The sequence below is a fragment of the Acidobacteriota bacterium genome, from assembly GCA_016208495.1.
In the GTDB taxonomy this organism is placed as follows: domain Bacteria; phylum Acidobacteriota; class Blastocatellia; order Chloracidobacteriales; family Chloracidobacteriaceae; genus JACQXX01.
Genome location: JACQXX010000091.1, coordinates 132,769 through 147,245 on the forward strand (window position 1 = coordinate 132,769; position 14,477 = coordinate 147,245).

Sequence of the window (14,477 nt, forward strand, 5' to 3'; positions counted from 1 at the left end):
AAACTTCCAATTCTCAAGGATTTTAACCAATACCATTTAGGGCTGAGAGTATCGGGCCAGAGGCTGAGGAAAATACAATTTTGTCAACAATTGAGCCTCTTGCTTATCCGACAGGGTCATTCAAAAATGGTATCCAGTCGTCCAAAGGAAAACCAGTATGCAAGTTTACCTGACCATTGGGAAAAAGATTTTCGGCGGAGTTACCTTATTGGTGTGTTTCACCCTCCTGGTTTCTGGCACCAGTTTATACATTCTCAAAGTAACGCGTGATTCCTATACCCAATTGATTGAAGTCAACCAGCGGCTGGTGCTTGAGGCAACCAGACTCCGGGTGGCCGTGTTGAAGAAAAGCGAAGGGTATCGGGGCTTTTTGCTGTATGGGCAGGAAGTCCAGATTGAAGGCTGGTTAGATGGCGCCAGGGAATTTCGAGCCATCTGCGATGAAATGGATAGACTGGTTTCAACACCCCAGGAACGCCAGATGATTGATGAAATAACAGGTCTGGAAAAGCAACTGGCTGAGAAACAACAGCAGGTGATTGACCTGCGCCGGAAGGGAGCCATTCAGGATATTTTGGATGAAGCGGCGCTGGTTCGTCCTTTTCGAGTCGAGCTGTTTGAAAAAGTTGATAAATTTATAGATCTTCAAAACCAGATTCGCAGCGAGGCTCGTGACCGGGTCTCAACTCAAATCAATTTGATTTCAATTGCCATGTACCTGATTTCAGGTGTGGCTTTGATTGCCGCGGCTGCTCTTTCCTGGTGGCTGACTGGTTCCATCACGCACCAGCTTCGGGAAAGTATTTTTCAATTGACTACCTCTTCAAATGAAATTGTGGCGACCACCGCCCAGGTGGCATCTGGCGCCGTTGAAACCGCGTCGGCCATCAACCAAACCACGGCCACGGTTGAAGAGGTCAAACAAACCGCCCATGTCGCGACCCAAAAGGCCAGAATTGTTTCCGAAAGTGCCCAGAAAGCTGCCCAGGTTTCACAAAAAGGGAAAGCGACGGTCACCGAAACCGTGAATGGAATGGAACGCATCAGGCTCCAAATGGAATCTATTGCGGCACATATCGTCAAATTGAATGAGCAGAACCAGTCAATTCGCGAAATCATTGCCTCCGTAAGCGACCTGGCCGAACAATCCAACCTGCTCGCGGTCAATGCCGCCATCGAAGCGGCCAAAGCCGGAGACCTCGGCAAAGGATTTGGAGTTGTGGCGCAAGAAGTCAGAAGTCTGGCTGAACAATCGAAACAGGCGACGATCCAAATTCGAACCATCCTCAATGACATTCAAAAAGCCATGACCCAGGCCGTGATGGCAACCGAGCAAGGCGCCAAAGTTGTCGAAATTGGGGTCAAGCTGTCACTGGAAGCCGGAGAGACCATTCGACTGTTGAGCGAGAGCATCGGTGAATCATCCCAGGCGGCGACTCAAATCGTCGCTTCCTGCCAGCAACAACTGGTTGGCATGGACCAGGTGGCATCCGCAATGGACAGTATTCGATTGGCAACTTCACAAAACATGGCTGGTACCAAACAAGCTGAACAGGCGGCGCATACTCTGAACCAGTTAGGCCAAAACTTGCGGGCATTGATTGAAAGCACCTGATGCCATTTAAGGTGACAAGGTGACAATGGGATTTTTTCATCCCTCATCCTTCATCCCTCATCCCTTGAAAGAACCCTGAACCCTCTCCCTAAGTCCAACCAGACATAAAATTTATGGGGAATAAAGACGAATTACTGAAAAAACTGCTGGCCACTTTTAAAATCGAGGCTGCCGAGCACCTCCAGGCCCTGTCATCAGGGCTTCTGCAGTTGGAAAAAGAAACCGGTTGGGATCAGAAAAAAAATCTGATCGAGGTATTGTTGCGCGAAGCTCACACCTTGAAAGGCGCTGCCCGTTCAGTCAACCTGCTAGAAATCGAGACCCTGTGCCATCGCCTGGAACATGTATTCACCACCTTAAAACGACAGGATCAAACCCTGACTCCTGAACTGACTGATTTGATGTATCAGGGAATTGAGTACCTCAATCAACTGCTCATGGCGATTGATTCACCACCGCCCGCACAGGAAAAATCAAAGATTGTACTTTTCACCCGGCGGCTGGAACGTGCTTTAAAGAATGAGTTAACGCCACCACCACCGAGTGCCATCCCGGAAGTTGAATCTCCAGCCCCGGTTGAGAAGCCCTTGAGCGTTGACAGTGTCCGCATTCCAGGTTCGAAGTTAAATTCCTTATTGTTGCAGGCCGAAGAGATGCTAGCCCTGAAATTGACGGCTGAACAGCGCGCTGTTGAAATCAACGGACTGTTGAGACAGCTTTCAACCTGGAGAAAGGAGTGGTCAAAGGTACACCCTGAATTTCAGAAGGGAAGGCATCTGGTTGATGACGCCAGCTCAAAATCCACCGGTATATCGGATTTTCTTGAGTGGAATCAACTGTATTTAAAGGCATTTGAGCATAATTTATTAGCACTGGCAAAAGCAGCGGAAAATGATCGCCGCCTGGTCGGCTCAATGGTTGATGCTCTGTTGGACGACGTAAAAAACGTCATTATGCTGCCGGTAACCACCCTGCTGGAAATTATTCCCAAGGTGGTTCGCGATCTTTCGCGAGATCAAAACAAGCTGGTGGAACTCAAGATAACGGGTGGTGAGATCGAAGTTGACCGCCGAATTCTGGAGGAAATGCGAGGACCGTTGATTCATCTGATTCGAAATTGTGTTGACCATGGGATTGAGCCTCCAGCCGAACGGGAACGACTCAAAAAGTCGCCCTCCGGCACCATCACCCTGAGTGTTTCTCGGAAAGAGGGCAGTAAATTGGAAATCCTGATTTCAGACGACGGAGCAGGCATTGACCTCGCCAAAGTCAAACAAAAAGCCATCCAGCTCAACCTGATTTCGGAATCAGAGGCTGAAAAACGGACCACTACCGATTGGCTTGCCTGTATTTTTCAATCCGGAATTTCAACCAGTCCGATCATTACCAGCATTTCCGGTCGCGGATTGGGGCTGGCGATTGTGAAAGAAAAAATCGAGCAGGTGGGCGGGAGCATCCGTGTTGAAACCAGCCTCCATCAGGGGACACAGTTCCAAATTCAGTTGCCGGTGTCCCTGGCGACCTTTCGCGGTATCCTGATTCGGGTTGAAGATCAGCAATTTATTGTCCCAACCCTGAATGTTGAGCAAGTGACCCGGATTCGTCGTGGCGAAATTCGAACGGTTGAAAATCGCGAAACCATCCAAATCAACGGGCATACTCTGGCGCTCGTCCGGCTCAGCGAGGTTCTGGAATTGCCACGGCGGAGTCCTCAACCCAAATCCTCGGAGTTTCTGATGATCCTGGTGCTTGGGACCGGTGATCAGCAGATTGCCTTTCAGGTTGATGAAGTATTGAGTGAGCAGGAAGTTCTGGTCAAAAGTATGGGCCGGCAACTTCTTCGAGTGCGCAATGTGGCTGGGGCCACGGTCCTTGGCTCAGGGCAGGTGGTGACTATTCTCAATGTTGGTGATTTAAAGAAATCGGCGCTGAAAGCGATTGCCACACCACATCGTCTCCCAGTTGAAAGCCGTGAAACTGCCTTAACCCAAAAATCAATTTTAGTGGTTGAAGATTCAATTACCGCCCGAACCCTGGTGAAAACGATTCTGGAGTCAGCCGGGTATCGGGTAAAAACTGCCGTGGATGGGGTTGATGCCCTGACCCTGCTGAAGACCGAGACGTTTCATCTGGTGGTTTCTGATATTGATATGCCACGGTTGAACGGCCTGGATCTGACGGCTCGCATCCGGGCCGATAAAAAACTCTCGGCACTCCCGGTCGTCCTGGTCACTGCCCTGGAAAAAAGAGAAGATCGTGAGCGGGGAATTGAAATCGGAGCCAATGCCTATATCGTCAAAAGCAGTTTTGATCAGACAAACCTGCTTGAAATCGTCCGCCAGCTCATTTGAACTAGAGCCTTCCAGAAAAAGGTTCAGAGTATCGTCTTTAGACGAGAGGGGTTCATCGTTGGTCCCATTCGTCAAGCCTCGCACCCATAAGCGCCAGGATAAGAAAATGAGAGGCTGGTTGAGACCAGGAGAAGAAGAGACGGGGAGACAGGGAGACAATTTCACGGAGTGTGTCGGCTTGAACGGACTCCGGTTGGGAGCCGCAGGAATGAGACTATTGAATGTGTCTCCTTGTCTCCTCCCTTGTCCAGATCGGACGTTGTTCCTTTATCCTGGCGCTTATGAGCCTCACGCCTGAAGGCGTTACTCTAAACTCATCCTATTCAATCGGGAGCTTTTCGCCCAGAACCGGCTTGGGCTGCAGCAGATGAATGTCACACCAGGCGCCGGTGGTGGCTAAAAATTCACGGAAAGACCACCACTTTTGAGACCGGGCAGGATACGGCTGCCGATCCGCCTGGACTCCAATGGCATCAATCCCAAGCGATGTGCAGAGATAGAGCGAGCGCTCCAGGTGGAAGGCTTGGGTCACCAAAATAGCTCGTTTCACGCAAAAGATTCGTGCGGCTCGAAAGGCGCTGTCATAGGTTCGGCGTCCAGCAAAATCAAGGACAAGGGCTTCATCTGGAACTCCGAGTTTGAGTGCCGTTTGCCGCATGACTTCGGGTTCATTGTAGTTGTGAAAGCGATTGTCACCAGTCAACAACAACTTGTGGGCTTTCCCGGCGTGGTACAAATCCGCCGCCGTCGCGACCCGATCATACAGGACCGGAGAGGGTTGTCCGTTGGGCCAGACGCCGGCGCCGAAGACAATCGCCACACGAGGTTCATCTTCGGTTGGAACAACGGCAATTTCACGATAGACCCGGCCTTCACAGGTCCGGTGAACATAGTACTTCAGTCCAATCGAAAACAAACCAAGTGAGCCAACCAGCAAAAAAAGAACCAGGACCAGTCGTTTGATTCGTCGTCGTTTGAATTGCGTTTGGCCTTTATCCTGCATAAAGCTCATTCGGGTTCCGCGCTTCCGCGCTTCCGCGCTTCCGGGTTTTCGATAAATCCCCACCTGCTAAAACAGGTGGATTGACGGCTCGCAACTCGCTATTTTGCTACTTCATTCTGCAAGTGGATTGACTCCTCGCTCCTCGCAACTCACGACTTGCTCTTACTCGCTACTCAGGGCCTTCTTTCAAAAGAAACTCCAGCGACTCAATATCAATCCGGTCGTCGTGGGTTTTATTGTGGTTTCGGATATGTCGAATCACCGACTGCATGGCGGCACTGAACTCAGAAAAGCTGACGTGCTTTTTGTTCATAAACATCACGGAAAAAATACCGGTGATTGTGTTGATTAAATTCTGATAGGAGCGAATCAAGCGATCATTTTTAGCGGTATCCGCAGCGGGTTTTTCCTTCTCGCTGCGTTCGCTGAGTTCGCGGGTCAGCTCTTCAACACGTTTGGTGAGTTGAGTAACTTCTTCAAGCAGGCCGGTGCGTTCGGCCAGGAGTTCGGAATAGGCCGCTTTGAATTTGCCAATCTCATTGACTTCAAGCTGCGCCGCTCGAATATCAATCACGCCTTTACGGGAAGCTGACGGAACGGCTTCTGTGGACTCACGCTGGATTTCGCTATGGGAACTGACAATCGCCAGCAACGACGGGCTTTGTGGAAACCAGCCATGAATTTTCTCACTCAGGTATTTGCGCAGAAGCGGGTCTTTCTTCAGGTTTTCGTGCTGAAAGGTCTGTTCAAGTAACTGAGGGGAGTGGGAAAAACTGATTTTCAGATATTTGGTTGATTCCAGGAAAACATTCATATCCTCCCGGTACTTGCCACGAATATCAATGCCACCCTGGCCACCTTTATACATTCGGTCAAAGGCAAACATGTGTTCGAGTCGTTCAACAATAAAGAATATTTCTTGGGGAGGGGGGTCCTCGTTATGCATAGCGTCCTCTCGTCATCCAATTCGGTTTCTTCCGCAATTCTATTTATTGGGTCTTTGCCTTTAAATGTCAACTTCCGAAGCAGTATGGCTGGTGTGAAATAATTTCGAAGCTCAATTGCTTTCAAAACCTGGAAAAATCAAAAATCATCACAACCCAGTTTATATCTGAAATAAGCTTATCTATATTATCTATGTTATTTTTAAAATTTCATTAAATTATAGATAATACAAATATTTTCTTGAATACTTTGATTTCCAAGTGGGAACAGATAACTGACTTTTAGGTGAATGAGTTGACTGGAGTTTCAAAGGTGGTGCAGACTTGATCACACCAAGCAACACACATTTTTCATACCTCCCAGGTAAACAGCCATTTTCCAGTCAGGTGTCTTTTGTTGCCAGGCCGTCACCGGCAACTTCAATCCACATTTTATCCAGACGAGCATTTTATGAAAATCCGTGTTCTGCCCAGCATTACTGACCAGCGCAGCCAATTGCTCATTTCATTTCTCATTAATGATTGTGTGTCGGTTGATGCAGGTGCTGTTGCCTTCCATCTCACTGGGGAAAAGTTGCTTCGAGTGAAAGATCTGGTATTAACCCACGTGCATCTGGATCATATCGCGTCATTTCCATTTATTTTTTCCGAGGAATTTACGGAAATCCAGGAACCAGTGCGCATCCATGCCTCTGAGCGGGATATTACCAGTTTAAAAGCGCATATTTTCAACAATGTCATCTGGCCTGATTTTACAAAGATTCCAAATCAACACGGCCAACTCCTGGCATTTCACCCTTATATCACCAATCAGCCCTTTGAAGTTGCGGGGTTGACGATCACTCCGGTTCCAGTAAACCACACCGTCGAGACCTTTGGGCTGGTGGTTGATGACGGGCGAGTGGTGGTGGCATTTTCTTCAGACACCGCGCGGACGGATGCTTTTTGGGAATATCTCAACACACTGGATCGCCTCAAGGCGGTATTTGTTGATGTTGCCTTTAACAACGCACTTGAGGGTGTGGCGCTGGCTTCAAAACACCTGACCCCGCGTCTGCTGGTTGGTGAATTGGAAAAATTGACTCGCCCCGCCGAGATTTTTGCCGTAAACCTCAAGCCCATGTGCCGGACGCTGGTTGCAAAAGAAGTCAATGAATTGAATCTGCCGAACTTGCGGGTGGCACAATTGGATGTGGATTATGAATGGTAAGTGGAAGAGGTGACATGGGTGACAAGGTGACAAAATGACAGGGTGACAAGATGACAGGGTGACAAGGTGACAAAATGACAGGGTGACAAGGTGACAAGGTGACAAGGTGACAATCCAACCGACTTTGGGCGCGGTGGAATGCAATCTTTGCATCATGAAAAGGCTGAAATATTGAAAATATTGTATTTCCATCAGCCATCAGCCCAAATTGATATAAGACGATCTGTTTTTTCTCCTTGTCACCTTGTCACCTTGTCACCTTGTCACCTTGTCACCTTGTCACCTTGTCCCCTTGTCCGGTGCTCCCCACGGATAGTCAGTTCCCAAATGCTCCGTTGAATCACGAAATATGAGTTCTTCCCGGTCCTCGCAACCTCTGTCCGAGTCTTCTTCAGCCCTGGTAAGTCAACGTGGGAGTTTTGCTTCGTTTTTGGCACCCCTTACCCAGGATACTTTTAAACAAGTCATTTCTTCGATTCAGAGCAACCTGGAGGTCGTTCATCAAACCCTTTCCTGGCTTGAAGGGGTTCAGGACCACCATGGGTTTGACCTTCTGCTGGATGAGATGCTGCGGGCGATTACCCTCAAAATCGGTGAGTTGCTCAATGCGGATCGAACCACGATTTTTTTGCTCGATGAGGAAAAGGACGAATTATGGTCCATCGTGGCGAAAAACGAAGCCGGAAACCTGCTGGAAATCAGATTGCCGACCACAGTGGGAATTGCGGGGGAAGTTGCCTGTTTTAAAAAGAGTATCAATATTCCGTTTGATTTTTATGATGATCCACGGTCGAAAACTGCTCAGGCATTTGACCAGCGGCTTAACTATCGAACCTACACTATGCTGGCCCTGCCGCTGTTAAACGAAACTGGCAATCTGGTGGCCGTGGTCCAGCTTATCAATAAGCTCAAACCGGGGGGCGAACCATTTTCATCACTGGCTGAAAGGATTGATCTGGCTGGGTTTACCGAGACCGATGAAGAAACATTCCAGGAATTTTCCCCCTCGATCAGACTAATCCTCGAATCATCACGACTGTTTTACACCGCCGCCCAAAAACAGCGGGCCGCATCAGCCCTGATGAAGGCCACCCAATCCTTGAGCCAGAGTAGTCTCGATCTGGAAGAAACCCTGAAACGGGTGATGGACGAAGCCAAAGAGCTGATGAACGCCGACCGAAGTGCCATCTGGTTGCTGGATGAAGAATCAGAGCAACTCTGGACGAAACTTCCCATTGGCAGGGTGTTGCAGGAAATCCGAATTCCATCCAACGCCGGGTTTGCCGGACAGGTCGCCACCACCGGTGACCCCGTCAATATTGCCTTTGATCTCTATACCCACCCCAATTCTGACACTTCAAAACAAACTGATCAGCGGACCGGGTATCGGACGTGCAGTCTGCTGTGTATGCCGATCTTTAACGCCAATCAGAAACTGATTGGCGTGACGCAGTTGATCAACAAGAAAAAACAGGGTGAGTTCCCACCCTACGACCCTGGCCAGTGGCCTGAGTCCCCTGAATGCTGGAAGGCCAGTTTTACACGTGAAGACCAGGAATTTATGCAGGCTTTCAATATCCAGGCGGGGGTCGCCCTGGAAAATGCCAAATTGTTTGCCACCGTAAAGCAACAAGAACAAATGCAGCGCAACATTTTGCGTAGCCTGACCAATGCGGTGATCGCCACTGACCATGCCGGTCGGATCATTGCTGTGAACGAAAGTGCCAGTCACCTGCTCAATCTCAAATCCCAGGACCACATCGAAGGGCAATATTTATCCCAATTGATCCGCCTCAAGGACAGTGATTTTGCGGGTTGGTTTGCCAAAGCGCTTGAGCCCCAGGCTGGAACCCCTCTGGAGCAGTATTATCCCGAGCAGATTCTGATCATTGATTCCCAGTCTGATGCGCACAGCGTCAACCTCACCATCAACACCATTGCCGATGCCGCTGACCCAGACCAGATTCGAGGTGCCCTGGTGGTCATGGAAGACATCAGCAAAGAAAAGCGGCTCAAAAATACCATGTATCGGTACATGACCCAGGAACTGGCTGAGCGGTTGATGCAAAACAGTGAGAGCGCCAAATTGGGTGGGGATCGAAAAGAAGTTTCGGTTCTGTTTTCAGATATTCGCGGCTACACGACCCTCACTGAAAATATGCCGCCCGAAGCCGTGGTCGAAATGCTCAATGAGTATTTTGAGCAGATGGTGGAAGCCATCTTTCGCTTTAAAGGCACATTGGATAAATACATTGGTGACGCCATTATGGCCGTTTTCGGCTCACCGCTTCAGTTAGAGGATCACGCCTGGTGTGCTGTTCAAGCCGCGGTTGAAATGCGGCACCGACTGGTTGAGTTCAATACCAAACGAAAGGCGAACCACCAAAATACAATTGCCATCGGTATCGGCATCAACACCGACAGCGTCATCAGCGGCAATATTGGTTCCAGCAAGCGCATGGAATTTACTGCCATCGGTGACGGGGTCAATTTAGGTTCACGCCTCGAAGGGGCCAGCAAGCAATATGGATGCGATATTGTCATCAGTGACCGCACTTATTTTGCCTGTAAAAACCGAATTTGGGCCCGTGAGCTGGACTGTATCCGGGTGAAGGGAAAAACCGAGCCGGTCTCGATTTTTGAACTGGTTGGAATTCGCGAAGGCCCACTGGCTGATCAGTTGTCGGAGCACCAGATGCAGGTGATTGATTACTATCAACTGGGGCTTGAACTGTATCGCCGCCGAGAGTTTACGCGGGCCCTGCGGGAATTTAACCGCGTCCTCCAGATGGCGCCCGATGATAAACCAGCCTTGCTCCATAAGGAGCGCTGCTGGCATTTGATCTCGGCTCCCCCGTCTGAAAATTGGGATTGTGTGTGGACCATGACGGAAAAATAAGGATGGATTTGAGTCAGTCGTCAGTTGTTCACTAACTCCAGTTCTTTGAGTTGCTTACCTGCTCATTCATACGAGCAATTCATTCCAGGATAGTATAAAAATTACCTGCCTGCCCCTGTTGGATAATTGAGCCAGAGCGACCTGATTCCGTTTCAACGGCAACTTCCAGACAAAGGATTTCTAAACCATGAACAATGTACCCGCCAAAGTATTGAATGCGTCAGTGGAAGGACTCAACATAAAACCTGGAACCTTCCGGGACCAATTGGACAAAGAGGGCACCCTGCTGCTGTTCCTGCGCCATTTTGGCTGAGTGTTCCCACGGGAGAGCGTAAAGGATTTACGCCAGATTGTTGCAACCCAACCCGACTATCCTCCGATTGTGTTTGTGGTTCAGGGCTTAGTTGAAGAAGGAAAAGCCTTTTTTGATGGACTGTGGCCCGAAGCCAGGGCAATTTCCGATCCGGATTTTCAGTTGTACAAAGCATTTGGGATCAAACGCGGGAATTTAGCCCAGATTTTTGGTCCGAGCGCACTGGTCTGTGGCTTACGTGCTGCCGCAAAAGGAAATTTTGTTGGAAAACCAATGGGTGACCCGCGGATGATGCCCGGTGCCTTTGTGGTAAATCAAAAAGGAAAAGTGCTCTGGCACCACAAGTTTCAAAATGTAGGCGATCACCCCGATTTTTCCAAAATCCCGGAATTTCTGGCGACCTGACCATCTGACAAACTGACAGGGTGACAAGGTGACTTTTTGACAAGGTGACTTTTTGACAGATGAACCTGCAAAAGACAACTGGTGTTATTTTGTCACTTTGTCACTTTGTCACTTTGTCACCTTGTCACCTTGTCACCTTGTCACCTTGTCACCTGTCACCTTGTCACTTTGTCATTCTTCATTCTTCACCTCTTCCCACCGGGAGCGGCACTGCTCGGAAATTTCCTTCATTGTCTCACCTCCAGCCTGTCGGGCACGAACATAGGCAATCAACGAGGCGATTTGTGGAATCGGAGAAACGAACAATGAGCTGATTGTTTGAAAAAACGGTAGGACCGCCTGATTATAAACTTCTTGATAATGAGGCGAGACTTTAATCACGCTGTGTGCCAGTTGATTGCCGATGGCTGGCAGGAGGAATCCCGCAATTAAGGCATTGACAATCATCACTCCCGCCACCGTAAACCACAGGCGATTTACAAGTTCTTTTGAGCGCTTCAAAGCTGCCAGTCCGGAATAGCCTTCAATCAGAAAGACTGGAATCGTAAACGAGAACGTCACCATTGCCCATAAAACTGGAAAGAAACACAGACAACCAGCCAGGGTCATCGCCCCCATATACCAGACCACCGTTTTCAAAAGTGGCTTTATATTTTTTTTCAGAACCATCAGTAATGGCCGAAGGGAGACCTTTTTCACCTGGACTGCCAGCAATTGCACCACAATTGGGGCAAACAAACACGAAATGAAAGAGTGAATAATGCCTCCGACCCCAAGTAATAATTCAAAAAACTTGGACTCCTTCACCGCATCGGGACCCATGGTCGCCCATCGGTTGATGTTAAAGACCAGATATAGAAACCCAACCAGAATCATTGGGGCATGGGAGATCACTGAAATCCACAGAAATGTCCGAAAATACTGGTTATAGAGGCTAACTCCCTGGCTCACGAATGACCAAAACCCTTCAGTCCGGGCACGGAACGCACTGGCAAATGCCGTGGCGGATTGTGGCCGCTGGGTTGGCTCCTTGGCCATGGCGGAAAGAACCAGTTTGGCAATTCGCTTGGGAACTTTGGGTTTTTTGGGAAATGGCGGGGGCGGTTCGGTTTGATGTTTGACCAGGAGTTGCGAGGTGTCGCCGCGAAAGGGCGGCTCACCCGTCAGCATCTGGTAGACAATCACTCCCAGGCTGTAGAGGTCTGAGCGGGTATCAACTTCTTCGCCCCGACATTGTTCCGGAGACATATACATCGGGGTTCCCATCACTGATCCGAGCCGGGTAATCTGGCTGTCTCCGGTATGGCGCGTTGATAACAGCGACCCGGATGAACGAGCCCCAGAACCCGACGCATACCCATGCGTTCCGCTTCCCCCTGTCGGCTGGATTTTGGTGCTTCCTTCTGAATCAAAGCTGAGCGGAGAAGAACTCAATTCAGCCGGAGCGGGCTGCATCATCGTTGCCGCTTCGGTTTGGGCCGAGGCAAGTTGTCGCTCAGTCACTACCCCGCCAGCATCAACAGGCTGGACAGTCGGTTTGATAAAGGTGGCGGCTTCTGAAACTTCCTCGGTCACATTGGGAAATGTGGTTGAGTCACGTATTTCAAGTTGAGCCAGTGGCAGCGTTGAGCCAGGGAGCATATTGTCAGCCGGTGCCCCACGGAGTTTGGCAATGCCAAAATCAAGTACCTTGACGTTATAGCCATCGCGTCCATCGGGTTCGAGCCAGATATTGTCGGGCTTTAAATCGCGATGGACGATGCCGTACTGGTGAGCGCGCTCAATGGCGAGACAGATTTGTTCCACCACATCAACCACCACGTTCACCGGGAGCTGGTGTTTGAAATTCAAAACTTCAGTCAGGGTGCTGCCGTCGAGGTATTCCATCACCAGATAGGCAATTTGGGTTGTCCCGACCAGCGTGAACCCAAAATCAGTGACATTGACAATATTGGGGTGGCGCAACCGTCCAGCGGCCTTGGCTTCACGGCGAAATCGCTCGATGAACTCTTCGTTGGCCATAAACTCTGGAGCGATGACTTTGAGAGCCACGGTTCGTTCAGTTCCCAGGTGGGTAGCCAGAAACACCGCGCCCATCCCGCCCTGGCCGAGCATCTTCTCTATCAGGTATTTCCCATCGAGCGTCAGCCCGAGCAAATCTTTCAGACTCCGCATAGTGTGTCCCCAGATGTGATGGATGGCGCCCAGGAGTAGGCATCAATCCGAGCAACTCTAAGCAAATCTGTGGGATGTGGCAATTTAAAATTGAATTTAATTTCTTTGGCCTGTTGATTGCTTGTGGAAAAGCAGCATGTACGACAAGAGTCCAGGTTGATTCTGAAGCGGCAGCCTTGATTTGGAATTTCCAAACGGGGGTGACGTCAAAATTCACGGGGACCCTTGACCTGATGCAAAAATCTTTCATTTACAGAGGTGCTGATTCAATGAATCCAGTATTGCAACAAGGCAGCTTCGGAGTAGATGTGTTGAGGTTAAAGGAATTACTCAACAAACAATTAAATCCTGCACAGAAGCTTTCCTTTTCTCTTATCTTTGATGAGAAGACAACTTTTGCTGTGATGACGATCCAGTCAAAATTTGGATTGAGAGTGAATGGTGTTGTGACCTCTGAAGTATGGGAATGTTTAATAAATGGACACCCAACAGTGGAAGAGTCGCTCCCGTTCAGGTGGTTCAACTATTACGAGACACCCTGGATGGCTTATGCGCTACCTGAACAAGGACAGAAAGCAATTGACGGAAAAAGTCACAATCCACGGGTCGTTGAATATCACAGTACAACGACTTATCGGGCAACCAGGGATGAGACTGCCTGGTGTTCAGCATTTGTAAACTGGTGTCTTACAAAGGCTGGGATTCAAGGAACAAACAATGCGGGAGCAGAAAGCTGGTTGTCCTGGGGGAAAGAGACGTATCCGCGAGTTGGGGCAATTACAGTAGTTCAAAGAATGAATGACCGCTATCATGTTGCTTTTTATCAAGGGAAATGCCCAGGAGGGATTTGGATTTTTGGAGGAAACCAAAAACATACAGTCAAATCGTCGCCATATATTGAAGGCAAGAATTATCGCTGGGTCAAATACCGCTGGCCAAAATAAGGTAAAATAGTGCTCCATACTCTACACGGGGATGGTAGTAAAGTTATTAATTTCAATGAGATAAATATAAGACTCAGAAGGTGAAAACGCTAAATCTGAGGATAACACAATGAAGCCAATGAGAATCATAAGTTGCTTGATATTATTATTGACAAATGGGCTGTTGCATTTAACTTGGGCGCAGGAAAAGCGACAAACAAGTATTCAAGTTAAACAAAAATCTCGTTTAGCCAAATCAGTTTCTCAGACTCAATCATTTCATGAATTCTGGAGAGAATTCCGGGAAGCTGTTATTACTCAAAACAAAGAAAAAGTTGTTGATCTGACCCTTTTCCCTCTGGAAATAAGTGGTGAGTTCGATTCTGACCCGCATCATTTTGTGAGAAGACCTCAGTTCATCAAACTTGAATTTTACCGGATATTTATAAAAGCAGATTTTGAAGGAGAACGAGAATTGATTGAACACGTAAAAGCAAACCCGACTGTCTCTGCTTCTGAGGAAGAGATAAACAATGGGTTTGTTAGTTTTTACAATCTTGAGTTTAGGCAGGTCCAAGGAAAGTGGAGACTGGTAAATGTTTACCAATCTGAGTAGTTGGTAACTGGGGTAGTGTTCCA

At 48.8% G+C, this 14,477-nt stretch carries 10 protein-coding genes; 7 read left to right on the plus strand and 3 right to left on the minus strand.

Features of this window, described 5'->3' with window-relative positions; translation table 11 throughout:
* Positions 1 to 157: 157 nt before the first annotated feature.
* Positions 158 to 1,615: a CHASE3 domain-containing protein gene (locus HY774_18855; GenBank protein ID MBI4750548.1), complete on the plus strand. Its 1,458-nt coding sequence runs from the start codon at positions 158 to 160 to the stop codon at positions 1,613 to 1,615.
* A gap of 113 nt (positions 1,616 to 1,728) precedes the next feature.
* The gene (locus tag HY774_18860; protein ID MBI4750549.1) at positions 1,729 to 3,966 is read left to right on the plus strand and encodes a hybrid sensor histidine kinase/response regulator; all 2,238 of its coding nucleotides are present in this window, start codon (positions 1,729 to 1,731) and stop codon (positions 3,964 to 3,966) included.
* 319 nt (positions 3,967 to 4,285) lie between these two features.
* On the opposite strand, the gene HY774_18865 is transcribed toward HY774_18860, so the two are convergent.
* Positions 4,286 to 4,969, minus strand: coding sequence for a YdcF family protein (locus HY774_18865; protein MBI4750550.1), 684 nt, complete (start codon positions 4,967 to 4,969; stop codon positions 4,286 to 4,288).
* A gap of 169 nt (positions 4,970 to 5,138) precedes the next feature.
* The gene (locus HY774_18870; GenBank protein ID MBI4750551.1) at positions 5,139 to 5,915 is read right to left on the minus strand and encodes a hypothetical protein; all 777 of its coding nucleotides are present in this window, start codon (positions 5,913 to 5,915) and stop codon (positions 5,139 to 5,141) included.
* 449 nt (positions 5,916 to 6,364) lie between these two features.
* Between HY774_18870 and HY774_18875 the strand changes: the two genes are divergently transcribed.
* From HY774_18875 to HY774_18885, 3 genes are all read left to right on the plus strand, one after another.
* On the plus strand, positions 6,365 to 7,123 hold the full coding sequence (locus HY774_18875; protein MBI4750552.1) for a 3',5'-cyclic-nucleotide phosphodiesterase: 759 nt from the start codon (positions 6,365 to 6,367) through the stop codon (positions 7,121 to 7,123).
* 349 nt (positions 7,124 to 7,472) lie between these two features.
* Positions 7,473 to 10,022 (plus strand): GAF domain-containing protein, encoded by a 2,550-nt coding sequence (locus tag HY774_18880; protein ID MBI4750553.1) that lies wholly within the window; start codon positions 7,473 to 7,475, stop codon positions 10,020 to 10,022.
* Between the two features lie 313 nt (positions 10,023 to 10,335).
* Positions 10,336 to 10,740, plus strand: a complete 405-nt coding sequence (locus HY774_18885) for a hypothetical protein (GenBank protein ID MBI4750554.1) — start codon at positions 10,336 to 10,338, stop codon at positions 10,738 to 10,740.
* A 171-nt stretch (positions 10,741 to 10,911) separates the two neighbouring features.
* Here HY774_18885 and HY774_18890 read toward each other — a convergent pair whose 3' ends face one another.
* Positions 10,912 to 12,915 (minus strand): serine/threonine protein kinase, encoded by a 2,004-nt coding sequence (locus tag HY774_18890; GenBank protein ID MBI4750555.1) that lies wholly within the window; start codon positions 12,913 to 12,915, stop codon positions 10,912 to 10,914.
* Between the two features lie 74 nt (positions 12,916 to 12,989).
* Between HY774_18890 and HY774_18895 the strand changes: the two genes are divergently transcribed.
* Both HY774_18895 and HY774_18900 read left to right on the plus strand, forming a co-directional pair.
* Positions 12,990 to 13,859 carry a TIGR02594 family protein gene (locus HY774_18895; GenBank protein MBI4750556.1) on the plus strand — a complete coding sequence of 290 codons (870 nt, stop codon included), beginning with the start codon at positions 12,990 to 12,992 and terminating at the stop codon, positions 13,857 to 13,859.
* A 109-nt stretch (positions 13,860 to 13,968) separates the two neighbouring features.
* Positions 13,969 to 14,454 carry a hypothetical protein gene (locus tag HY774_18900; protein MBI4750557.1) on the plus strand — a complete coding sequence of 162 codons (486 nt, stop codon included), beginning with the start codon at positions 13,969 to 13,971 and terminating at the stop codon, positions 14,452 to 14,454.
* The last annotated feature ends 23 nt before the right edge of the window (positions 14,455 to 14,477 follow it).